At 67.6% G+C, this 21,588-nt stretch carries 16 protein-coding genes and 1 riboswitch; of the genes, 6 read left to right on the top strand and 10 right to left on the bottom strand.

What is annotated here, in order from left to right; genetic code table 11:
- Positions 1-238: 238 nt before the first annotated feature.
- The 4 genes from mltB to AC56DV_RS23190 form a co-directional block, all read right to left on the bottom strand.
- On the bottom strand, positions 239-1,408 hold the full coding sequence (gene mltB, locus AC56DV_RS23205) for a lytic murein transglycosylase B (RefSeq protein ID WP_496316590.1): 1,170 nt from the start codon (positions 1,406-1,408) through the stop codon (positions 239-241).
- Entirely contained in the window at positions 1,405-3,441 is a 2,037-nt protein-coding gene (locus AC56DV_RS23200) for a transglutaminase TgpA family protein (protein ID WP_496316589.1), read from the bottom strand. Before AC56DV_RS23200 ends, mltB begins: the two co-directional genes overlap by 4 nt.
- Positions 3,438-4,430, bottom strand: coding sequence for a DUF58 domain-containing protein (locus AC56DV_RS23195; protein ID WP_496316588.1), 993 nt, complete (start codon positions 4,428-4,430; stop codon positions 3,438-3,440). Before AC56DV_RS23195 ends, AC56DV_RS23200 begins: the two co-directional genes overlap by 4 nt.
- Before the next feature lie 78 nt (positions 4,431-4,508).
- A complete protein-coding gene (locus AC56DV_RS23190) occupies positions 4,509-5,429 on the bottom strand; it encodes an AAA family ATPase (RefSeq protein WP_496316587.1) in 921 nt (306 codons plus the stop codon).
- A 59-nt stretch (positions 5,430-5,488) separates the two neighbouring features.
- Between AC56DV_RS23190 and AC56DV_RS23185 the strand changes: the two genes are divergently transcribed.
- Together AC56DV_RS23185 and AC56DV_RS23180 are read left to right on the top strand one after the other, a co-directional pair.
- Positions 5,489-6,415 carry a histone deacetylase family protein gene (locus AC56DV_RS23185; protein ID WP_496316586.1) on the top strand — a complete coding sequence of 309 codons (927 nt, stop codon included), beginning with the start codon at positions 5,489-5,491 and terminating at the stop codon, positions 6,413-6,415.
- Positions 6,416-6,436: 21 nt separating this feature from the next.
- Positions 6,437-6,823, top strand: a complete 387-nt coding sequence (locus AC56DV_RS23180) for a VOC family protein (protein WP_496316585.1) — start codon at positions 6,437-6,439, stop codon at positions 6,821-6,823.
- A gap of 6 nt (positions 6,824-6,829) precedes the next feature.
- Here AC56DV_RS23180 and AC56DV_RS23175 read toward each other — a convergent pair whose 3' ends face one another.
- Positions 6,830-9,898, bottom strand: a complete 3,069-nt coding sequence (locus AC56DV_RS23175; RefSeq protein ID WP_496316584.1) for a hybrid sensor histidine kinase/response regulator — start codon at positions 9,896-9,898, stop codon at positions 6,830-6,832.
- 168 nt (positions 9,899-10,066) lie between these two features.
- On the bottom strand, positions 10,067-12,049 hold the full coding sequence (locus AC56DV_RS23170) for an OPT family oligopeptide transporter (RefSeq protein WP_496316583.1): 1,983 nt from the start codon (positions 12,047-12,049) through the stop codon (positions 10,067-10,069).
- A gap of 167 nt (positions 12,050-12,216) precedes the next feature.
- On the opposite strand from AC56DV_RS23170, the gene ylqF reads away from it, so the two are divergent.
- Positions 12,217-13,167, top strand: a complete 951-nt coding sequence (ylqF, locus tag AC56DV_RS23165; RefSeq protein ID WP_496316582.1) for a ribosome biogenesis GTPase YlqF — start codon at positions 12,217-12,219, stop codon at positions 13,165-13,167.
- 102 nt (positions 13,168-13,269) lie between these two features.
- On the opposite strand, the gene AC56DV_RS23160 is transcribed toward ylqF, so the two are convergent.
- The 3 genes from AC56DV_RS23160 to AC56DV_RS23150 form a co-directional block, all read right to left on the bottom strand.
- Complete coding sequence (locus tag AC56DV_RS23160; protein ID WP_496316581.1) at positions 13,270-14,073, bottom strand: DODA-type extradiol aromatic ring-opening family dioxygenase; 804 nt, start codon at positions 14,071-14,073, stop codon at positions 13,270-13,272.
- Positions 14,074-14,152: 79 nt separating this feature from the next.
- Positions 14,153-15,010, bottom strand: coding sequence for a hypothetical protein (locus AC56DV_RS23155; RefSeq protein ID WP_496316580.1), 858 nt, complete (start codon positions 15,008-15,010; stop codon positions 14,153-14,155).
- A complete protein-coding gene (locus AC56DV_RS23150; RefSeq protein ID WP_496316579.1) occupies positions 15,007-17,214 on the bottom strand; it encodes a M1 family metallopeptidase in 2,208 nt (735 codons plus the stop codon). Before AC56DV_RS23150 ends, AC56DV_RS23155 begins: the two co-directional genes overlap by 4 nt.
- A 62-nt stretch (positions 17,215-17,276) precedes the next feature.
- Positions 17,277-17,524, top strand: a riboswitch (cobalamin riboswitch).
- 66 nt (positions 17,525-17,590) lie between these two features.
- Here AC56DV_RS23150 and AC56DV_RS23145 point away from each other — a divergent pair.
- The 3 genes from AC56DV_RS23145 to AC56DV_RS23135 all read left to right on the top strand — a co-directional run bounded on the left by AC56DV_RS23145 (position 17,591) and on the right by AC56DV_RS23135 (position 20,689).
- Positions 17,591-19,564, top strand: coding sequence for a TonB-dependent receptor (locus AC56DV_RS23145; RefSeq protein ID WP_496316578.1), 1,974 nt, complete (start codon positions 17,591-17,593; stop codon positions 19,562-19,564).
- 136 nt (positions 19,565-19,700) lie between these two features.
- A complete protein-coding gene (locus AC56DV_RS23140; RefSeq protein WP_496316577.1) occupies positions 19,701-20,351 on the top strand; it encodes a thiol:disulfide interchange protein DsbA/DsbL in 651 nt (216 codons plus the stop codon).
- Positions 20,352-20,383: 32 nt separating this feature from the next.
- Positions 20,384-20,689: a hypothetical protein gene (locus AC56DV_RS23135; protein ID WP_496316576.1), complete on the top strand. Its 306-nt coding sequence runs from the start codon at positions 20,384-20,386 to the stop codon at positions 20,687-20,689.
- A gap of 28 nt (positions 20,690-20,717) precedes the next feature.
- On the opposite strand, the gene AC56DV_RS23130 is transcribed toward AC56DV_RS23135, so the two are convergent.
- A complete protein-coding gene (locus AC56DV_RS23130; RefSeq protein WP_496316575.1) occupies positions 20,718-21,575 on the bottom strand; it encodes an efflux RND transporter periplasmic adaptor subunit in 858 nt (285 codons plus the stop codon).
- Positions 21,576-21,588: the final 13 nt, after the last annotated feature.

Raw genomic sequence — 21,588 nt, 5'->3', positions numbered from 1 at the left:
AAAATACCGCTGCGGCGGTGTTCTTGTTGTCGGTCCGCAACAATGTGTGAGAATTGGCGCGACTTGCGTGTGCTACCATGCCTCTGCGGATGCCGACGCATTCTTTGTCTTTTGAACAAAGTTGAGTATAGGGCAAAACAGCTCCGCATTGCCGCACGATATGATTCCTGTCGTGTTTCCAACTATCAATTATACAATAGCTGCCAGTAGGCAAGATTTCAAGGGGCTTTACGCTTCCTTACATGTCCCGCCGCGATAATTTGACAGCACGGCCCAGTTCCAGCACCGACATCGCGTAGAAGTAGCTGCGGTTGTATTGGGTTATTGCGAAGAAATTGTTGGTGCCCAGCCAAAATTCAGTCGGCTCGGAGCCGTTCTGCAAGTCCACCAGGCCGAACATCATTCCTTCCGGCAAGGAAGATGTGGTGACGACACCGGCCGACATCAAGTCCTCCTGGCGGAATTTCGCTTCCAGTCCCTGGTTGATGTAGCGTTCCCACTGGCGGCTGGGCGACACGGTGGCTTGATATACCAGCGGGCCCGGGTCGTCGCGGCGCCAGCCGTGCGCCACCAGGAAGGCGGCCACGCTGCCGATGGCGTCGGTGGGCGAGTTGCGCAGGTCGACGCGGCCGTCGCCGTCGAAGTCGACGGCGTATTTGACAATGTTGCTGGGCATGAACTGCGGCAGGCCCACCGCGCCGGCGTAGGAGCCCAGCAGCGAGAACGGGTCGATGCCGGTCTGGCGCGCGTACAGCAGCGTGCTTTCCAGCTCGCCCTTGAAGAAGGCCATGCGGGCCTCGCGCGAGGGCGCCAGCGGGTAGGCGAAGGCCAGCGTGGTGAGCGCGTCCATCACGCGGAAGCGGCCGGTGTTGCCGCCGTACACAGTCTCGACGCCGATGATGCCGACGATGATTTCAGCCGGCACGCCGTACAGCGCTTCGGCGCGCGCCAGCGCGTCGCGGTTCTCGTTCCAGAATTTCACGCCGCCGTTGACGCGCACCGGCTCGATGAACAGCTTGCTGTACGCCTGCCAGTTCTTCGGCTTGCCGGGCGGCGCCGGCTTCATCAGCTGCACCGCCGAATCCACGTAGCGCACCTGCATCATGGTCGCGTCCAGTTCCTTGCGGTCGAAGCCGTGCTTGGCGGCCATCTCGTCCAGGAAGGCGCCGACTTCCTTCCACTGGCCGAAGTTGACGAATTCGCCCGCGTAATCGGTTTTATTCGCCGCGGCGGCCTTGGCCTTGGCTTTCTTGGCGGCGGCCGCCTTGGCTTTGGCTTTCGCCTTGCTGCTCTGGCTGGTTTGGGCGGACGCTGCGGACGGCGCCAGGGCCAGCGCCAGGCCGGTGCCGGCGAGCGCCAGGGCCAGCAGGGCGGACGAGAGGGTGTTGTTGCGCAAAGACAGTTTCATGTTGATCGTTTCAGCAAAATGGCCAGCCGTTTGGCGGGCGCCGTTATCTCGTCATCAGGCGCGGCGTACTTCAGCGCGCCATACAATTTCAAGAAGGCCTGCATGGCCTCCTTTTTCTCATCCTGTACCTGCATCGCCTGCAAACGGCGAGCATAGCTGTGCGGGCCTTCGTGCGGCGCGCGCGGCATGCCGCGCCGCGCCATCAGCCGGCAAAAGGCGGCGTACACCGCGTCCACCGGTTCCTGCGCCACCCGCGCTCGCAGCCTGCGGCCCAGCACCAGCAGCGCGGCCACCACGGCCAGCGCGGCGCCGCTGCGCCAATTGCCGAGGGCTTCCATTAGTGCCCCAAGGAAACTGCTCTGCCTTTCTGGATTGTAATCCAGGACCCATTGATTCCACGCATTATTCACCGCGTGCAGGCGGAATCTGAGCTGTGCCAGCCACGAATTGCTGTCATTACGGAAATTCATCAGCTGGCCCAGGCCGTCCAGGCCGAACGGCGCCTGCTGCGGCAGCGCGCGCCCCAGGCCGAGGTTGACCCGCTCCGGCGCCACGGCGGCGGTGGGATCGACCCGCAGCCAGCCCTGGCCTTCGACCCAGATTTCAGCCCAGGCGTGGGCATCGGACTGGCGCACGGTGAGGTAGTGGTCCACTGGGTTCAGTTCGCCGCCCTGGTAGCCGGTGACCACGCGCGCCGGCACGCCCATGGCGCGCATCAGCACCACGAAGGCGCCCGCGTAGTGCTCGCAGAAGCCGGCCTTGCTGCCGAACAGGAAATCGTCCACCGCGTGGCGGCCCAGCAGCGGCGGCTCCAGCGTGTAGACGAACTGCTGGGCGCGGAACATGCGCAGCACGGCTTGCGCCGAGGCGGCCGGGCCGCCAGGCTGGCGCAGGGTGGCGGCCAGCGCCAGGGTGCGCGGGTTGTAGCCGTCCGGCAGGTGCAAGGCGCGCGCCTGCTGCGCCTCGTCCAGGCTGGGCTGCAGGCGGTAGCTGAGATGGGCGACGGCCTGGTAGCGCAGGCGCTGCTGCACCGGTTCGCGGCTGATGAACTCGAACTCGTCGCTCAGGCCGGCGCGCAGGCCGGGCATGGGCTGGTTGGGGTTGGTCAGTTCCAGCGCGAACAGCCAGCGCTTGCCGGTCGGCTCCATGGTCACTTCGTGGCGCAGCGCTTCCCCGCCCACCGCGGCGCGGGTGTTGGCTTCGCCGGGGCTGAAACGGCGGCGCTCGGTGCGGGTCCAGGTGGCGCCGTCGTAGTTGCTCAGCACGATGCCGCGCCAGTAGAGCTGGTTCTGTGCCGGCAGCGGGCCGAAGAAGCGTACCCGGTAGGCCACTTCGTCCGACAGCGCCAGGCTGGTCATGCTGCCGGGGGACATGGTGTCCGAAATGCCGCTGCGGGCGCTGCGCGCGTCGCCGGGCAGGCCCCACAGCGGGCCCTGGATGCGGGGGAAGGCGAAGAACAGCAGGACGGCCAGCGGCGCGGCTGCCAGGAAGATCCTGGCCGCCACCAGCAGCCGGCGCCGCAGCGGCGGCACCGCGCCGGTGTACTGGAAGGTCATCAGCGTGGCCAGCAGCAGGATGATGGTGGCCACCATGGACAGGCCGGTCAGGATGCTCTGGGAATAGAAGAAATTGGTCAGCAGCAGGAAGAAGCTGAGGAAGATGACCACGAACAGGTCGCGCCGGGCGTGCATTTCCAGCAGCTTGAAGGCCAGCAGCAGGGCCAGCATGGCCACGCCGGCGTCGCGGCCCAGCAGGGTGCGGTAGGTGAGGTAGACGCCGCCCATGGCCAGCACCGACACCGGCAACAGCAGCCACAGCGGCGGCATGCGCCGTCCCAGCAGCGTGATGGCGCCGCGCCACAGCAGCACGCAGCAGATCACGCCGCTGGTCCACGGCGGCAGGTGGCCGAAATGCGGCGCCAGCACCAGCAGCGCGGCGGCCAGCAGCAGCAAGGTGTCGGCCTTGTCGCGCGTGAGCCGCTGCGCCCAGCGCGCGACGGGGCCGGCCGGCGGCGCGATGGCCCGCGTGTTCATGCGTACGCCTCCTGGCCGTACAGGGCCAGTGCCCGCAGGCAGGCGGCGCGGTGGGCGTCGCCCAAGCCCGGCGGCAGGTCGTGGTGGCCGATGCGGAAACCGTAGGGCAGCGCGCGCTGCTCGGCTTCCAGCACCCAGCGCGTCATGCGCGACAGTTTCTGTTCCAGCTCCATGGTCACCGGCAGCAGCGCGAAATCGAGCACCATCTCGGCCACCGCGCCGCCTTCGAAATGCTTGGTGGTGAGCTGGCCGCCCAGCGCCGGGTCGTGGCGCGCGATCTGGCGCCAGGCCAGGTGGCGCATCGGGTCGCCCGGCTGGTAGCTGCGGATGCCGGCGAAATTGTCCAGCCCCACCTGGCCGTGGCCGTCCTCGCTGGCCGCGCCGCTCACCGGCAGCGGCGGCGCGTTGTGTTCCGGCGCCGGGTAGACCAGCACGCGCAAGTCCGGCTGCCAGTAGGCCCAGGCGCGGAACAGGCCGAGCGGAAAACGCGTCACCAGCCGCACGCGCGGCGCCGCCAGCCAGCCGCGTCCCTCGGTGGGCGCGGCCAGCACCAGCGCCGCGCTGCCGCCGGACGGCACGTCCACCGCGTGGCGCGGCTCGCCGTCGTGCTGGAAACCGAGCCAGACGGCGTAGCGGTCGCGCGGCGTGCCGTTGTGTACCTGCAGTTCGAACTGCGCCTCCTGCCCGGAAAACACCGGCTGCGCGCGGCCCGGCGCCAGGCGCAGCATGGCCAGGTTACGCGCCGTCATCACCATGTCGGCCACGGCGCAGGCGCCGGTGAAAAATGTCAGCCCGAAGCCCAGGCCCAGCGTGTAGTTGATGGAGCCGATCAGCATGATCAGCAGCAGGCCGCAGAAGGCCATGCCGGGCCGCGTGGGAAGGATGAAGACGCGCCGCATCACCAGCAGCACCTCGCCCGGCTCGCGCGCGCGCAGCTGGAACAGCCAGGTGTCTATCCAGCGGCGCAGCGGGCCCGGCAAGGCGGACATGAGCGGACGGCGCGGCGTGGAGGGCATGTTCGGCAACGGCGGCAAGGGTGGCAAAGGTGGCAACGGGGGGCGCAAGCGTCAGACCGGCACCGAGGCCTGCAACTGCAGCACCAGGTCGCGGCTGGCCAGCGCCACGCCGTGCGCCGCCTTCAGCGGCCGCAGGCGGTGCGCGCAGACCGGCACCAGCACCGCCTGCACGTCCTCCGGCAGCACGTGGTCGCGCCCTTCCAGCGCGGCCCAGGCGCGCGCCGCCTGCAGCAGCGCCAGCGCCGCGCGCGGGCTCAGGCCCTCGGCGAAGGCGCCGTTCTGGCGCGAAGCCTGGGCCAGCGCCTGCACGTAGGTGGCCAGCGCCGGCGACACGTGGACCTGGCGCAGGCTGCGCTGCGCCTCCAGCAGCTCGGCCGCCGTCATGGCCGGCGGCAGCGACTTCAGCATGGCGCGCCGGTCGTCGCCCAGCAGCAGCGCGCGTTCGGCGGCGGCGTCCGGGTAGCCCAGTGAAAGGCACATCAGGAATCGGTCCAGCTGCGATTCCGGCAGCGGGAAGGTGCCCACCTGGTGCAGCGGATTCTGGGTGGCGATCACGAAGAACGGTTCCGGCAGCGCGCGCGTCACGCCGTCGGCCGACACCTGCCGTTCCTCCATCGCCTCCAGCAGGCCGGACTGGGTCTTGGGCGTGGCGCGGTTGATTTCGTCGGCCAGCAGCACTTGCGTGAAGATGGGGCCGGGATGGAACACGAAACCGTTCTTTTCGCGCTCGTAGATCGAAATGCCCGACACGTCGGCCGGCAGCAGGTCGCTGGTAAACTGGATGCGGTTGAAGTTCAGTCCCAGCGAAATGGCCAGCGCATGCGCCAGCGTGGTCTTGCCCACGCCCGGCACGTCCTCCACCAGCAAATGGCCGCCGGCCAGCATGCAAGTGAGCGCCAGGCGCACTTGCGGGTCCTTGCCGACGATGACCTGGCTCACCTGGCGGGCTACCGCGTGCAGTTTGGTATACATGGTTCCTGTTATTATCCCGTGGTAGATTACTACTTGATTCTACGGCAAAGAAATAAGACATGAGTACAGCAATTTACAGCCACCCCGACTGCCAGCGCCACGAAATGGGCGAATGGCATCCAGAATCGCCCGCGCGGCTGCAAGCGATTGCCGATCAGCTCATCAATTCGCACATCGACGATCTGCTGGAGCACCGCGAGGCGCCGCTGGCGGATCTGTCCGACATTGAGCGCAACCACAGCCGCAACGCGATCGGCATCGTGCGCGACAACGTGCCCGACGCGGGCGACTATTACCCGATCGATGGCGACACGTCGCTCAACGCGCACAGCTGGAAAGCGGCCCTGCGGGCGGCCGGCGCGGCCGTGGCGGCCACCGACGCGGTGATCGCCGGCGAGATCGCCAACGCCTTCTGCGCCGTCCGCCCGCCCGGCCACCATGCGCGGCCGAGCGAGCCGATGGGCTTCTGCCTGTTCAACAACGTCGCCATCGCGGCCAAGCACGCGCTGGACGTGCACGGGCTGAAGCGGGTGGCCATCGTGGATTTCGACGTCCACCACGGCAACGGCACCGAGGAGGCGCTGCGGGACGAGCCGCGCGCGCTGATGGTGAGCTTCTACCAGCACCCGTTCTACCCCTACAGCGAAGTGGCGCCGGACACCCCGAACCGGGTCAACGTGCCGGTGCCCGCGCACTCCAAGGGCGACGCGGTGCGCCAGCTGGTGACCGACAAGTGGCTGCCCGCGCTGCACGCCTTCAAGCCGGAGATGATCTTCATCTCGGCCGGCTTCGACGCGCACCGCGAGGACGACATCGGCGGCATGGGGCTGGTGGAGGCGGATTACGCCTGGATGACGCAGCAGGTGATGGCGGTGGCCAACGAATACGCCAAGGGCCGCATCGTCAGCTGCCTGGAGGGCGGCTACAACCTGTCGGCGCTGGGCCGCAGCGTGGTGGCGCATGTGAAGGTGCTGGCGGAACTGTAAAGTCTTACCATGGGAGGCAGCATGGCGATACAACTGGACCATTTCATCGTACCGACGCGCGACCAGGCGGCGGCCGCGCAATTGCTGGCGGAGCTGCTGGACGTGCCCTGGTCCGTGACCGCGCTGGGGCCGTTCTCGCCGGTGTTCATCAACGACGGCCTGACGCTGGACTTCCAGACCACGGAGGAAGCCTTCCCGGTGCACCATTACTGCTTCCGCGTGGACGAGGGGGGATTCGACGCCATCCTGGCGCGCCTGAAAGCCAAGGGCATCCCGTTTCGCGGCAGCGTGCGCGGGCCGAACGACGGCCGTATCAATACCGAGTACGGCGGCCGCATGGTCTACTGGAACGAGCCGGACGGCCACCAGTGGGAAATGCTGACGGTGAGCTACGCGCGCCAATCGTAGGGCGGCTTAGCGGCCAGCCGCGCCCTCCGTGCCTGCTGCTGAATACTCCGCCAGCAGCAGCTCCGCTTCCTCAAGCACCGCCGGCAGCGCCGCCAGCACGGTGGCGACGCCGTTGAGGCAGGCGTCCGGGCCCCGGTCCTGGCGGATGGTCTGCTCGGCCAGCGCGGCCAATTGGCTCAGCTGGTCGGCGCCGATGGTGCCCGCCAATCCCTTCAGAATGTGCAGCGCGGCGCGCGCGGGCGTGAAGTCCATGGTGTCGATGGCGGAGCGCATTTCCCCGGCCAGTTCGGCCGCCTCGGCGCCGAAGCTGCGCAGCGCAATGTGGTAGACCGGCTTCAGCCCGCCCATGCGTTTCAGCGCGCCGGCGCTGTCCAGTTGGGGCGTGGCGCGGACAGCGGGCGGGGGAGCGCGAGGGGCGGGCGGTGGCGCGGGCGCAGAGCTGGGCGCCTCAGTGGGCGCCTCAGTAGGCGCGACGGTTGGCGCCGCCGCTTCCGCCGCGCGCGGCGCGGCGTGCAGCAGGATCACCGCGATCAGCTGCCGCAGGTCGAACGGCTTGCCCACATGGTCCGCCATGCCGGCCGCCAGCGCCAGTTCGCGGTCCGACTGCATGGCGTTGGCCGTCATCGCAATGATGGGCGGCGCGCGGCTGCCGAGCAGGTCCAGGATGGCGCGCGTGGCCGCGTAGCCGTCCATGTCCGGCATCTGGATATCCATCAGGATCAGGTCCGGCAGCGGGCCTTCGCGGCGCACCGCGCCGATCGCGTCCAGCCCGCACGGCGCCACCTCCACCACCGCGCCCTCGTGGCCCAGCAGCTCGCGCGCCACCTGCTGGTTGGTCGGATTGTCCTCCACCAGCAGGATGCGCATGCCGTCCAGCAGGCGCTGCGCCTGCACCGGCTCGTGCAGCGCGGCCGGGCGCAGGCCCGAGTGCGCGTCGGCCACCGCGTCGAACAGCATCGACGCCGTGACCGGCTTCACCAGCACGCCGTCCAGCACCGGCGCGCAGCCGTCCCGCGACTGTTTGCGCGCCAGCATTTCGCGGTCGTGCGCCGTCACCATGATGATCAGCGGCGTGGCGGCGGACGGCATCAGCTCGCGGAGCCGCACGCTGGTCTCCCAGCCGTCCATCAGCGGCATGCGCCAGTCCACCAGCAGCACATCGTAGGGCCGGCCGGCGCTGCGTCCCATCACCAGCTGCAGCGCGTCGAGACCGTTGTCCGCCGTGTCCACCCGCCAGCCGAAGGACGCCGCCATGCCCGCCAGCACCTGGCGCGCGCTCGGATTGTCGTCCACCACCAGGCAGTCCAGGTCGCGCAGCGGCGCCGCATCGGCGGTATGCAGCGGCGGCGCGGTCTGGGGCAGCGCCAGTTCAAAGCGGAAGGTGCTGCCCTGGCCCGGCGTGCTGTCCACCTCCAGCGCGCCGCCCATCATGTGCGCCAGGCGCTGCGAAATGGCCAGTCCCAGCCCGGTGCCGCCGAAGCGGCGCGCGGTGGACGCCTCGCCCTGCGAGAAGCCGTCGAAAATATGCGCGCGCTGCTCGGGCGTGATGCCGATGCCCGTATCGCGGATGGCGAAGGCGACGCGCACGCCGGCGCCGTCCTGCGCGCCGGATGCCTCGGCTGCATCGGCGCGCCGCACCGACAGCACCACCTCGCCCTGCTCGGTGAACTTGATGGCGTTGCCGGTCAGGTTCAGCAGGATCTGCTGCAGCCGCAGCGAATCGCCCAGCAGCCATGGCGGCAGCGCCGGATCGACCTCGAACAGCACCTCCACCGGCTTGCCGCCCACATAGGCGGACAGGATGACCGACAAGTCGCGCAGCAGGCGGTCCAGGCTGAAGGGATGCAGCTCCAGCGCCAGCTTGCCCGCCTCCACCTTGGAATAGTCGAGGATATCGTTGAGCAGGCCGAGCAGCGAGCGCGCGGCCGATTCGGCCTTGGCCGCGTAATCGCGCTGGCGGCCGTCCAGCGGCGTTTGCTGCAGTAGCTGCAGCATGCCCAGCACCGCATTCATCGGGGTGCGGATTTCGTGGCTCATATTGGCCACGAAGGCCGACTTGGCGCGGCCCGCCTCCAGCGCCTGGTCCTTGGCCTCGGTCAGCTTGTCCATCGTGCGGCCCAGCTGGGCCAGCGCGTAGTGCGCGCCCAGCAGGGAACTGCTGGCCATGATGAGGAGCACCGCCAGGAACATGGCGTCGTTGAAGGCTTCCCCGCGCCACGGCGCCAGGAAGTCGTCGCTGGACAGGCCCACCAGCACGAACACCGGATACTCGCCGATGCGCTCGATGCTGATCACGCGCTGCAAGCCGTCGCGCGCGCTCATGGTGGTGTAGGTGGCGTGCTTGCGCTGGCTGGTCAGCACCTCCATGGTCGGCGCCGACAGCGTGGCCAGCGTGCCGATCTGCGCGTCCTTCACTTCCGGGTAGCGGTGCAGCAGGCGGCGCTCGCTGTCGACCAGCGTGATCACGCCGTTCGGCCCCACGTTGAGGGACTTGAGCACCTCGGTGATGGTGTCGGTGGCCATGTTCACGTAGGCCGTGCCGCCGAAGCTGCCGTCCTCGTAGGTCAGCGGATAGACCAACGGCAGCACCCAGTCGCCGGTGATGCGCGACTTCACCGGCACCCCGAACACCAGCTCGCGGCGGGTCTCGACGCGCTCGTAGAACTCGCGGATGGTCAGATCCTGGATCCTGGACAGGTCGATATCCTCGCCGTAGATGACCCGGCCGTCGCGGTCCGAGCCGCGCACCGAGCGCGCGTGCGGGATGCGCTCCTTGAGCGAGCGCAGATAGGCGCTGAAGGCCGCTTCGTCGAAGCGTCCCTGGGCGTGCTGGGTGCGGAACTCCAGCGCCGCGCGGCGCATGGCCAGGTCCACCTCGTAGAAATGGCCGCGCAGGAAGTGCTCCAGCGTGATGGCCAGGTTGCGCGAGGTTTCCTCTGCGTTGGCGAAATAGCGCTGCCGGCTCTCGTGCAGCGTATGCAGAACAAAGCCGGTCACGATCAGAAATGCCGCAGCCACCGCCGCCAGCAGCACAGCGAACAGCTTGCGCAGTTTTCGCAGGGTCTCTGATTTCATGGAGTTCAGGCAGGGATACGGCCCATGGCTATCTTCCATGGCTATCTTCCATGGCTACGTTCCATGGCTACATTAACACCGCCGCGCTCCACAAGCAAACCGGCCGCCGTGTCGGAGGGACACGGCGGCCGGTTGAGAGGAGGGGCCGTCAGGCCCGGGGCAGTGCGCTTACACGGAGACGCGCTTGGCGTTGCTGCTGGACCAGCGGTACAAGGCCGTGACCACGGCCGCACCCACCACCAGCGAGACCACCATGGCGGCATGCTCGCCCAGCGAGGTGGCGATCGCCAGCGGCTCGCCTTCGCCGGACAGCACGATCAGGCCGGCCAGCGCCACGTTGAACAGGCTCTCGCCGACGATGAAGCCGGACATGACCAGCACGCCCAGGCGCTTGGCCACCTCGCCCCAGGTCTGATGATGCACGGCGCGTTCGAACAGGTAGCCGGTGAAGGCGCCCACCACCACCGGCGCGGTCACCACGCTAGGCAGGTAGATCGCCAGGCCCACGCCCAGCGGCGGCAGGCTGTACTTGTTGTGGCTGGCCTTCTTGATCGCGAAATTGAGCACCACCAGGCCCAGGCCCAGGGCGGCGCCCCAGCCGATCAGGTGCCACGGCAGGTTGCCGCCGATGACGCCTTTGGCCAGCGTGGAAATCAGCGTGGCCTGCGGCGCGGCCAGCGGCTGCGAGGAAATGGCCTGCAGATTGGGCGCGCCGGCAAAGCCGTTGGCGCGGTTCAGCAGTTCCAGCACCGGCGGCACCACGCAGGAACCGGCGAACACGCCGATCAGCAGGGCGACCTGCTGCTTCCACGGGGTGGCGTCGACCAGCTGGCCGGTTTTCAGATCCTGCAGATTGTCGTTGCCGATCACTGCCACGGCCAGCACCACGGTGGTGACGAACAGCGCGTAGGCGATCAGCGCGTGCGCCACTTCCGGGCCCATGATGTGTTTGCCGACCGCACCCACCGACAGGGCCGCGCCCAGCACGGTCAGGATGGCGATGCCGGATACCGGCGAGTTCGAGGAACCGATCAGGCCCGCCATGTAGCCGCAGACGGCGGCGGCGAAGATGCCGGCGATCAGGATGTAGCCCACGCCGACGGCGATCAGGGCCGGGGCCACGCTTTGCAGCACGCCGCCTTGCAGGAAGGTGGCCAGCAGCCAGCCGGCCGGCACCATGGCGATCAGGCTCACCAGGCCGACCACGAAGATCGGCAGATCCTGCTCGGTGCGCGGCAGCGCGCCGCCATTCAGCTTGGACTGGCGCGATGCTTCCATGGCCGATTTCAGGCCGCTGATGACCGGCTTGGCCAGGCCGGCCAGGGTCACGATGGCGGCTGCGCCGATGGCGCCCGCGCCGATCATGCGCACGTCGGTTTTCCACACCTTCAGCGCCCAGTCGGCGGCCGACAGGTCGGCCATGGGCTGGGCGGCGGTCAGGATCGGCACCAGCACGCCCCAGGCGATCGCCAGGCCGGTCAGCATCGCGATGCCGACGGTGATGCCCATCAGGTGGCCGGCGCCGATCAGGGCCAGCGAGCTGGCCGCACCGAGGCCGGTGGCGCCGCTGCCGGCGCGGAAGTAGACCGCCATTTCGCCGGCCAGCATCTTCATGGCGGCGCCGGCGGCGAACAGCGCGGAGGCCACGCTGCCCAGGATCACGGCCATCAGGCCGGCCTTGCCCTCGAGCGCGCCGGCGCGCGACGAGGTGCCCACTTTCAGCACTTCGGCGGCGGCCACGCCTTCAGGGTAGGGCAGGTCCGAAGTGGTCACCAGCGCGCGGCGCAGCGGCACCGTGTACATCACGCCCAGCACGCCGCCGATGGCGCAGGCGCCAAAGGTTGGCCAGAACGGCACGTTGGCCCACCAGCCTATCATCAGCAAGCCTGGCAGCACGAAAATCACCGACGCCAGCGTGCCGGCGGCCGACGCGATGGTCTGCACGATGTTGTTTTCCTGGATGGTGGCGTTCTTGAAAGCGCTCAATAGCGCCATCGAGATCACGGCCGCCGGGATCGACGTGGCAAAAGTCAGGCCCACCTTCAGGCCAAGGTAGACCTGCGCCGCCGTGAACACCAGCGTAATCAGGATACCCAGGATCACGCCGCGCGCTGTGATTTCGCCGGGCGTGGACGGGGAAGCTTTAGTCATGTTTCACGACTCCATGTATATAGTAATGTTTATAAAATGGATAAGAATTTGTGCCCCATGATAGCCGACCTTGACGTAAACGGGAACCAATCGGATACCAAACAGATATCCCGGCCGGGGGAACAGGTAAAATAGCGGATTACACGTTAGGCGCAGAAGGCAACAGCATGGCAATTCAATGGTATCCGGGGCACATGAACGCCGCCAAGAAAAAGGCGGCCGAGCAGATGGAGAACACCGATCTGGTGATCGAGGTGGTCGACGCGCGCCTGCCCGAAGCCAGCTGCAACCCCATGGTGGAAGAACTGCGCCTGTTCCGCCAGCGCCCCTGCCTGAAGATCCTGAACAAGATCGACCTGGCCGACCCCGCCGCCACCGCCGCCTGGGTGGAGTACTACGACCGCCAGGAAGGCGTGACCGCGTACGCCATGACCACCAAGAAGCCGGGCGACGTGGCGCGCATCCCCGACATCGCCAAATCGCTGGCGCCGCACCGCGGCGTGCCGACCAAGCCGCTGCGCATCATGATCATGGGCATCCCCAACGTCGGCAAATCGACCTTGATGAACGCGCTGCTGAAAAAGCGCGTGGCCAAGGTGGGCGACGAGCCGGCGGTGACGAAGGTGCAGCAGAAGCTATACCTGGACAAAAACACGGTGCTGGTCGACACGCCCGGCATGCTGTGGCCCAAGATCGCCATGCCGAGCGACGGCCTGATGCTGGCCGCCAGCCACGCCATCGGCTCCAACGCGCTGATTGAAGAAGAAGTGGCCGAATACCTGGCCGGCGAAATGCTGCGCCGCTACCCCGATCTGCTGATGGCGCGCTACGGCTACAAGAACATCGAAGAGATGGACGCCATCGCGGTGGTGGAGGGGATTGCCGCCAAGCGCGGCTACCGCCAGAAAGGCGGCGACTACGACTACGAAAAAGCCGCCCACATCTTCCTGCAGGACTACCGCACCGGCGCGCTGGGCCGCATCTCGCTCGAAACGCCCGCCACCCGCCAAGCCGCGCTGGCCGTATTCGCCGAAGAGCAGCGCGTGAAAGCCGAACTCGCCGCCGCCAAAGCCGCCGCCAAGGAAGCCGAGCGCATGAAAGGCAAGCGCGGCACCTGACAATCGCGATACTTCACTTAGTTGCTCTACACCAAAATGGGGTCAGGGTTAATTAATTTGGCAATAATTGCCAAATTAATTAACCCTGACCCCATTTTGTGTTTAGGCAAAGCGGAAGCTGGAGACGGCGAGGCTGCCCATGAAGGCGTCTTCGTGGTAGACGCTGCTGGCGGCCTCGCCGCTGGCGGCGCCGTGGGCGACCATCAGCGGCAGCAGGTGCTCTTCGCGCGGGTGGGCGGCGCGCGCGGCCGGGGCGCTTTCCCACGCCAGCAGCCGGGCTTCCCGTTCGGCCGGCGGCAGCGCCATCGATTCGCGCAGCCAGGCGTCGAACTGGTGCGAGGCCGCCGCGCCCGCCGCGCCGAACTGGCGCAGGTTGTGGTAGCTCAGGCCGCTGCCCACGATCAGCACGCCTTCTTCACGCAGCGGCGCCAGCGCGCGGCCGATGGCGATGTGCTCGGCCGGGTCCAGTCCCTGTTTCAGCGATAGCTGCACGATGGGCACGTCCGCCGCCGGGTAGATCGGCTGCATGGCCGAGAAGGTGCCGTGGTCGAAGCCGCGCTGCGGGTCGAGGTGGGCGGCGATGCCGGCGCCGTTCAGCAATTGCTGCACGCGCGCTGCCACTTCCGGCGAGCCGGGGGCGCTGTACTGGATTTCGTAGGTGTAGTCGGGGAAGCCGCCGTAGTCGTAGATCATGGGCGGCTTGGGGCTGGCCGAGATCAGCGGCTCGCGCGCTTCCCAGTGCGCCGTCACCACCAGCACGGCCTTGGGCTGCACGCCGAGCTGGCGCGGGATGTCTTCCAGCGAGGCTTTCAGCGCGTCGTAGCGGCCGCCGTACTGGTCGAGCATCCACGGCCAGGGGCCGCCGCCGTGGGACAGGAAATAGGTGGGAAGTGCAGTGTTGGACATGGCGTGCTCCTGGTTTTCGATGCACTGACTATAGGCTTGCCCGCCTTGTTCATCAATCGTGTTTTTGTGGATGGATCGTTCAGGATTTGTTAATAATGCCGATGAGCGCGAACAGCCGCGCGCTGCGCATCCAGGCCAGCAGCACGGCGATCACTTGCGTCAGCAGCAGGGCGAACAGGAAGCCGGCGGTGCCAACGTGGGGCACGTGGACGCGCGCCAGCCCCAGCGCTGCAACCGCCGCCAGGCCGGCGATGCTGATGGCCGCATAGCTGCCCAGCATGGCGCCCGGACGGCACGCCAGCAGGCGCAGGCCGTGCCACCAGCAGATGACGGCGGAGCGCCGGCGCCGGTCCGCCGCCAGCACGGCGCGGCCCGCGTCCAGCGTGGCCAGCGCCAGCGCGAACAGCAGCGCGGCCAGGGCGTCGGCAAGGACGCGCAGGAATCGCCCTTCATCGGGCGTGATGGCGCTGTCGGCGCCGCTGCCGGCGATGTGTTGCAGCGTGTTGCCGAAGCCGAGCGCGGCGCCCAGCGGCACCACGGCCCACAGCAGCATGCGGAACATGCGCGGATATTCGGCCACGGCGCCGGCGAACAGCTCGCGCCAGCCCGGCACGCCCTCGAAGCGCGCGGCGGTGGCGACGGCGCCGGTCAGCAGCGGCGAGAGCAGCAGCGTGAGCACCAGCGCGGTGCCGGCGCCCAGCTTCATGGCCAGCGGGTTGCGCGCCGGGTCGCTCATCAGGTCGGCGATGTTGGACAGGTCGAGCCGCTGCGCCAGTTCGGCCGCGTGCACGGAGTGGTCGAAGGAGGCGCTGAAGTGGCTCCAGAACGGCAGCGCGAGCGCCAGCGTGGGCAGCAGCAGGGCGATGGTCCACAGCGCCAGCAGGCGCCATTGCAGCGCGGCGCGCGCGGCGTGCAAACAGGTTGCGGTCAGTTTCATATGGCGGCGATCAGGGTCAGGATGGTTTGCGCGAGCGCGGCCAGGTCGAAGGTCCAGCGGCGCGAGGCGGCGCCGTCGGCCTTCAGCGTGCGGCTGTCGTCGAGCTTGTTGGTGTCCAGCAGGTGCTTGCGTTCCGGGTCCAGCTGGGCCGACACGGCCTTGGCCGGCTTTTGCCATACGAAGCGTTGCCAGCGTTCGCCGTTCTGCGGGTCCCACTTGACGGTTTCGCTGCTGCCGTCGGCGAAGCGCACCAACAGCGTTTGCGGTACGGCCTCGCCGCGCCGGCGCACCACGACCTCGGTGAGGAAGGGATACGGGCCGGTACCGGCCTTGGCTTCCGGGTGCGCCTTGTCCCATTTTTCGCGCGCGGCGTCGATCTGCTGGTCCACCTGCTCCTGCGTCAGCGCCACACGCTTGCCGTTGACGATGCTGCTGCCCGGCTGCGGCAGCACTTCCTCGCTGCGGATCGATTGCACGCGGTCATCCACCTTGCCGGTGCGGTAGATCTGCTGCGCAAACACGCGCTCCACCACCGCGCGCTGGCCGCTGGCTTCGGCCAGCGTCTCGCGCAAGTCGGCGATGCTGGGGTGGCGGAAGCGCCAGCGCCTGTAGTATTCCTTGAAGGCTTGCTCGGTGGCTTCCTTGCCCAACTGCGCCTCCAGGTCGTGGAAGATGATGGCGCTGCGGTTGTAGGCCGGGCCGATGCCCTGCAGGCGCGAATACGCGTTCTGGCCCGCCGGATCGGCCGGGTTCTCGCGCACCGCGCCGCCCAGTTCATAGTGGAAGCCGTCGAAGCCCGGCGAGATGCCGACGGCGCGCAGCCACCACGGCGCCGGGTGGATCCGCTGCCCGCGCTCGCGCGCCATGCGCATGTTCCAGTATTCGTTCAGGCCTTCGTCCAGCAGCGGTTCCTCGAACTCGTTGGAAGCGAGGATGCCGTAGAAGTAGCCGTGGCCGAATTCGTGGATGTTGACCAGGTCCAGGTCGAATTCCTCCAGCGAGTTTTTCTCCACCTTGGTGAAGCTGTCGGCGGTGTAGAAGGTGGGGTATTCCATGCCCGCCGCCGCGCCGGCGTTATGCGGCGGCAGCACCACGGTCAGCGTCTTGTAGGGGTAGGGGCCCAGCGTCTTTGAGTAGTAGGTGAGCGCGTCCTGCGCGGCCTTCAGCGACGGCGCCGCGCTGGCCTTGAACTCCGGCGCGTACAGCACCTTGATGCTGACGGGCGGGCTGCCCGCGCCGCTCCAGCTGCCGGTCAGCGGCGGCGCGTAGCGCTTGTCTGCGGTCCAGGCGAAATCGTGCACGTCGCCTTGCACGTAGTGGTGGGTGAGCATGCCGTTCTTTTCCACCGGCGCGCCCTGCAGCTCGCCGGTGGCGCCCACCGTGTATTCCTTGGGCGCGGTGAGCTTCACGTCGAAGCTGCCGAAGTCGGCGTAGAACTCGGACTCGGCGTGGTACTCGTGCACGTTCCAGCGCGGCTTGGTGGCGCCGCGTTCGCCCGCCAGTTCCAGCACGCCGATCTTGGGGAACCACTGCGCCACCAGGTGGAAGCTGCCGAAGTAGCCGCTGCGCGCCAGCAGCCGTGGCAGCTGGCTGTGGAAGTCGATGGCGAGCGTGGTGCTGGCTCCCGCTTCCACCGGCTGCGGCAGGTCCAGGCGCACCACGGTGCGGTCGCCGGCCGGGCCGCCGTCCGGCTGCACGAAAGATTGCTCCACCTTGGCGCCGCCCTGCGTCACGCTGCGCAGGTCGATGTGGCCCCATTCGCCGTCCTTGGGGTCGGTGCTGAACATGCCCTGGCCGCCCATGGCGCGGTGTTCGGTGAAGAAGGTGGTGCCGGCGTGCTCGAAGGCGTTCAGGTAGAGGTGCAGGTAGACCGTGCGCACAGGGTGCGCGCTGCGGTTGCGCCAGGTGAGCTGCTGCTTGCCGTCCACCGTGTGCTTGACCGGGTCCAGCGTGGCTTCGATCTTGTAGTCCACCACGCGGTCCGACAGCGTCGGCTCGCTGCCGGTGCGCGGCCCGCCCCAGGCGTCCGGCGCGCTGGGCGTGGTCACGGCGGCAGCCTGCGCCGGGGCGAAGGGGATGCCGGTGTCCGTGTAGGGTTCCGGGATGGCGATGACCTGGACTTGCGCCAGGGCCAGCGCCGCCAGCGTGGCTGCGGCTGCCACGGCGGCGACGGCGGCGAGCTTGCGGTATGAGTGTGCGTTCATGCCCGCCACTATAAACCAAGCCCGTAATAAATTGCCAACGTTATCAACCTGATCGGCAGGAGTATAATGGCCGCGTTTTGGTGCCCGCGCCCATGTCCATGGACGCAGTTAAACGGGAAACACAAGGCAGCCAGCGCTCATCGGCAGCGCGGCGGCCAAGGTGTGCTGCCCCCGCAACGGTACGCAAGCGCCGCGCTGTAGAGTGCGCGGCAGGCTGGATCGACAACCACTGTGCAGGCAAGGCCTGCGCCGGAAGGTGATCCCGTCCCGTCTTGCCAGCCCGGATACCGGCCAGACAGGTGGAAGCGCGAACAGCCTTCCGTTGAATCCGCCCTGCGGGGACGCAGGCGGATGCTCACTACGCGTAAAGAACACAATGAACAACTCGAATTCCCGCCGTTCGCCGGCACCGATGGCGCTTGCCATTGCCCTGTGCTTCACCGCCGCCGCCCCGGTTGCCGCCCAGACCCCGGCGCAGGTGCTGGCCCCGGTAGTGGTCACCGGCGCCCGTTTCGACAGCGACCCGTCGCTGCTGCCCATCGGCGCCACCGTCATCAGCGCGGCCGAGATCCGCCGCTCCGGCGCCAGCGACGTGAACCAGGCCATCCGCAAGATCGGCGGCGTGCTGGGCCACCAGAGCCTGGACGGCAGCCCGGACTTCGCGCTGGACCTGCGCGGCTTCGGCACCAACAGCAGCCAGAACATGGTGGTGATGCTGGACGGCGTGCGCCTGTCCGAGAATGAACTGAGTTCGGCCATCCTGTCCACCATCCCGGTGGATTCGGTCGAGCGCATCGAGATCACGCGCGGCGGCAGCAGCGTGCTGTTCGGCGACGGCGCCACCGGCGGCGTGATCCAGATCGTCACCAAGCGTCCAGGCGCGCGCTCGGCGGGCACCCATGGCAGCGTGTTCGGCGAAGTGGGCCAGTTCGGCCTGCGCGAAGGCCGCGCGGCGCTGACGCATGGCGCGGGCAACTGGGCGTTCGACCTGTCCGGCGGCGCGCTGGACACCGATAACTACCGCGACAACAACGATTTCAAATCGCGCAGCGTGAACGCCGGCGCGCAGCTGGCCTTCACCGACGGCCGCGCCGGCGTACGCCTGTCGAGCACGCGCCAGGACTCGCGTTTCGCCGGCTCACTGACCCAGGCCCAGTTCGACGCCAACCCGCGCCAGGCCAGCACGCCGAAGGACTTCGGCTCGCTCGACAGCGACCGCTTCACCGCGTTCATCGAAGCCAAGGTGGCGGGTTACGACCTGGCCGCCGAGCTGTCGCACCGCCGCAAGGAGCTGGAAGCGACCTACATCTTCCCCGCCAGTACCTACCAAGTCGACTACGAAAGCAAGCAGACCCAGTTCTCGCCGCGCGTGCGCAAGCTGAGCCAGTTCGGCGGCCTGCTGAACGAAGCGGTGGTGGGCGTGGACTTCATCGACTGGACCCGCGACGTGAAGGGCGGCAGCCCGTCCAAGGCGACGCAGAAATCGAAGGCGCTGTACCTGCGCGACGAGGTCAAGTGGGAAGCCTTCCGCCTGGCCGCCGGCGTGCGCCGCGAGCTGTTCGACAAAGTCAACACCGACCCGTCGCCGTGGTCGGTGGCCAACTATGACGTCACCCAGGCCCAGAACGCCTGGGACGTGCAGGGCAGCTACGCGCTGTCGCCGAAAGCCACGCTGCACGCCAAGATCGGCCACAGCTACCGCGTCGCCAACGCCGACGAAAACGGCTACACTCCGCTGCCGGACACCGTACTGCAGCCGCAGACCTCGCACGACCTGGAACTGGGCACCACCTACACCGACGGCGGCAGCAAGCTGTCGGCGCGCGTGTTCCGCCACGAGCTGCGCAACGAGATCTTCTACGATCCGACCGCCGGCGCGTTCGGCTTCGGCGCCAACACCAACCTGGCGCCGACCAAGCGCCAGGGCTTCGAGCTGGACGCGAGCGCCGAGCTGGCGCGCGACTGGACCCTGAGCGGCCACTACCAGCGCGTGAAAGCCACTTTCACCGAAGGCGCCATCGCCGGCCGTGAAATGGTGCTGGTGCCGAAGAACGTGCTGAGCGCGCGCCTGTCGTGGACCCCGGCCGACGGCCAGACCGCCGACATCGGCGCGCAGTGGGTGGACAGCCAGCGTTTCGGTTCCGATTTCGACAACAGCTGCGCCGCGCGCATCCCGTCCTACACCACGCTGGATGCCCGCTACGCGCGCAAGTTCGGCGCCTGGGAAGTGGCGCTGTCCGGCCTGAACCTGACGGACAAGAACTACTACGGCATGGCGTTCCAGTGCAAAGGCGGCATTTACACCTCGGACGGCCGCCAGCTGAAGTTGTCGGCGCGCTACGAATTCTGAAGCGTCCCTCGATAAGCTGAATTAAGTGAAGCTTAAAATCCCCGCTGGACGGGGATTTTTTTCGCCCGGCCTGATGGCGGGCGCGAAAAAATGGTAATCTCGCGGCGTTTGCCACTCTTACTCTAGAAGGACCACTATGCGATTTCTGCGCCTGATCATTGCTGCCGCCGCCCTGTCGTTCACCGCTGCCGGCGCTTCCGCAGCCGAACCGAAGGAAGGGGTGGACTACACGACGCTGGCCTCGCCTGTGCGTACCGACACCGGCAAGAAGGTGGAAGTGATCGAATTCTTCATGTATTCCTGCCCGCACTGCAACTCCATCGAGCCGATGATGGCCGACTGGGTGAAGAAGCAGGGCGACAAGATCGCCTTCCGCCGCATCCATTTCCCCGCCGGCGGCCCGAACGATGCGCAGGCGCACGCCTACCTGACGCTGGAAGCGATGGGCAAGCTGGAAGAGATGCACAACAAGATCTTCCGCGCCATCCACGTCGACCGCAACCGCCTGAACAAGGACGATGCGATGACCGATTTCCTGGTCAAAAACGGCATCGACAAGGCGAAATACCTGGAATACTTTAATTCCTTCGCCGTGCAGACTAAAATGAAGCGTGCGGCCCAGGTGGTGAATTCGTACAAGGTGGAGAGCGCGCCGACCATCGTGATCGATGGCCGCTTCGTCACGTCGCCTTCGCAGGCCGGCCGTCCGGGCCAGTCGGAGATGGCGTCCCAGCAGGCGACGCTGCAAGTGATGGATTACCTGGTAGCCAAGGCCGCCAAGAAATAACGCGTTAATACGGTTAATACGATAAGCGAACAATGAGCGATACCGAAAAAGAAGTGATGGCGATGTACCGCGAGTCCGCGCCGGATGAGAACAAGCTGTTCTGGCGCAGCCACGTCAACCATGTTGCGTGGAGCTTGCTGTTGATCGTGATCGCCTTTTCGGTGTGGCTGATGATTGCGCTGGCCAACGCTGAGAACCAGCGCAACGCCTATGCCACCAAGAAATGCGAAGACCGCATGTTCAAGGGCGAGACCGACGTGCAGTGCATGAAAACGGTGCGCACCCGCGATCACTGGTGGCAGCACGTGGGCTACGCGCTCACGCACACTTCGCCGTAAAGTCAAACCCGCCTCGGCGGGTTTTTTATTAGCCGTGGACGCTGACCGTGCAGGTGGTGCCGGCCACCAGCGTCAGGTCCTTGGGAATACTGTCGAGCCGGATGCGCACCGGCACGCGCTGCGCCAGGCGCACCCAGTTGAAGGTGGGGCTCACGTCGGCCAGCAGCTCGCGGCCGGTGCCGGCGTCGCGGTCGGTGATGCCGCGCGCGATGCTGTCGATATGCCCGTGCAGCACCGTGCCGCCGCCCATCAGGCTCAGTTCCACCGGCGCGCCGGTTTTCAGCAGCGGCAGCTTGGTTTCCTCGAAATACCCCACCGCGTAGTAGGACGCGCTGTCGATGATGGCCAGCTTGGCCGCGCCCACGGCGGCAAAGTCGCCCGCGTGCACGTTCAGGTTGGTCACGTAGCCGGACACCGGCGCGCGCACCACGGTGCGCTCCAGGTTCAGCTGCGCCAGCTCGCGCGCGGCCTGCACCGCGCGCAGCTGGGCGCCGGCGCTGTCCGCCGCGAAGCCGGCGCTTTCGCGGTTCTCGGCGGAGATGACGGCGTCGTCCAGCGCGGCGCGGCGCCGGGCTTCGCTGGCGCGGCGGCCGCGCTCGACCTGCTGGCCGGCCAGCAGCGCGTTGGCCTGCGCCAGCGCGGCGCTGTAGCGCGCCTTGTCGATTACGAACAGCACGTCGCCTTGCCGCACCAGCTGGTTGTCCTTCACCAGCACTTCGGTGACGGTGCCGGCCACGTCGGCGCCGATGTTGACCACATCGGCCTTGATGCGGCCGTCGCGCGTCCAGGCCGATTCCATGTAGCGGTCCCAGGCGGATTTGCCCAGCCACAGGGCGCCGCAGAGCAGCAGGGCGGTGATGAAGAAGCGGAAGATCTTGGTGGTCATGGTCAACGGTGTG

This window comes from Massilia sp. BGA-UO-ETr-WB1 (genome assembly GCF_059567845.1).
The sequence above is the reverse complement of the archived record's forward strand: the minus strand, read 5'-3'. Positions and strand labels throughout refer to the sequence as shown.

Bases quoted from the DNA above. Each gene is read 5' to 3' on its own strand.
- mltB (WP_496316590.1), bottom strand. From the start codon at position 1,408: ATGAAACTGTCTTTGCGCAACAACACCCTCTCGTCCGCCCTGCTGGCC.
- AC56DV_RS23200 (WP_496316589.1), bottom strand. From the start codon at position 3,441: ATGAACACGCGGGCCATCGCGCCGCCGGCCGGCCCCGTCGCGCGCTGG.
- AC56DV_RS23195 (WP_496316588.1), bottom strand. From the start codon at position 4,430: ATGTCCGCCTTGCCGGGCCCGCTGCGCCGCTGGATAGACACCTGGCTG.
- AC56DV_RS23190 (WP_496316587.1), bottom strand. From the start codon at position 5,429: ATGTATACCAAACTGCACGCGGTAGCCCGCCAGGTGAGCCAGGTCATC.
- AC56DV_RS23185 (WP_496316586.1), top strand. From the start codon at position 5,489: ATGAGTACAGCAATTTACAGCCACCCCGACTGCCAGCGCCACGAAATG.
- AC56DV_RS23180 (WP_496316585.1), top strand. From the start codon at position 6,437: ATGGCGATACAACTGGACCATTTCATCGTACCGACGCGCGACCAGGCG.
- AC56DV_RS23175 (WP_496316584.1), bottom strand. From the start codon at position 9,898: ATGAAATCAGAGACCCTGCGAAAACTGCGCAAGCTGTTCGCTGTGCTG.
- AC56DV_RS23170 (WP_496316583.1), bottom strand. From the start codon at position 12,049: ATGACTAAAGCTTCCCCGTCCACGCCCGGCGAAATCACAGCGCGCGGC.
- ylqF (WP_496316582.1), top strand. From the start codon at position 12,217: ATGGCAATTCAATGGTATCCGGGGCACATGAACGCCGCCAAGAAAAAG.
- AC56DV_RS23160 (WP_496316581.1), bottom strand. From the start codon at position 14,073: ATGTCCAACACTGCACTTCCCACCTATTTCCTGTCCCACGGCGGCGGC.
- AC56DV_RS23155 (WP_496316580.1), bottom strand. From the start codon at position 15,010: ATGAAACTGACCGCAACCTGTTTGCACGCCGCGCGCGCCGCGCTGCAA.
- AC56DV_RS23150 (WP_496316579.1), bottom strand. From the start codon at position 17,214: ATGAACGCACACTCATACCGCAAGCTCGCCGCCGTCGCCGCCGTGGCA.
- AC56DV_RS23145 (WP_496316578.1), top strand. From the start codon at position 17,591: ATGAACAACTCGAATTCCCGCCGTTCGCCGGCACCGATGGCGCTTGCC.
- AC56DV_RS23140 (WP_496316577.1), top strand. From the start codon at position 19,701: ATGCGATTTCTGCGCCTGATCATTGCTGCCGCCGCCCTGTCGTTCACC.
- AC56DV_RS23135 (WP_496316576.1), top strand. From the start codon at position 20,384: ATGAGCGATACCGAAAAAGAAGTGATGGCGATGTACCGCGAGTCCGCG.
- AC56DV_RS23130 (WP_496316575.1), bottom strand. From the start codon at position 21,575: ATGACCACCAAGATCTTCCGCTTCTTCATCACCGCCCTGCTGCTCTGC.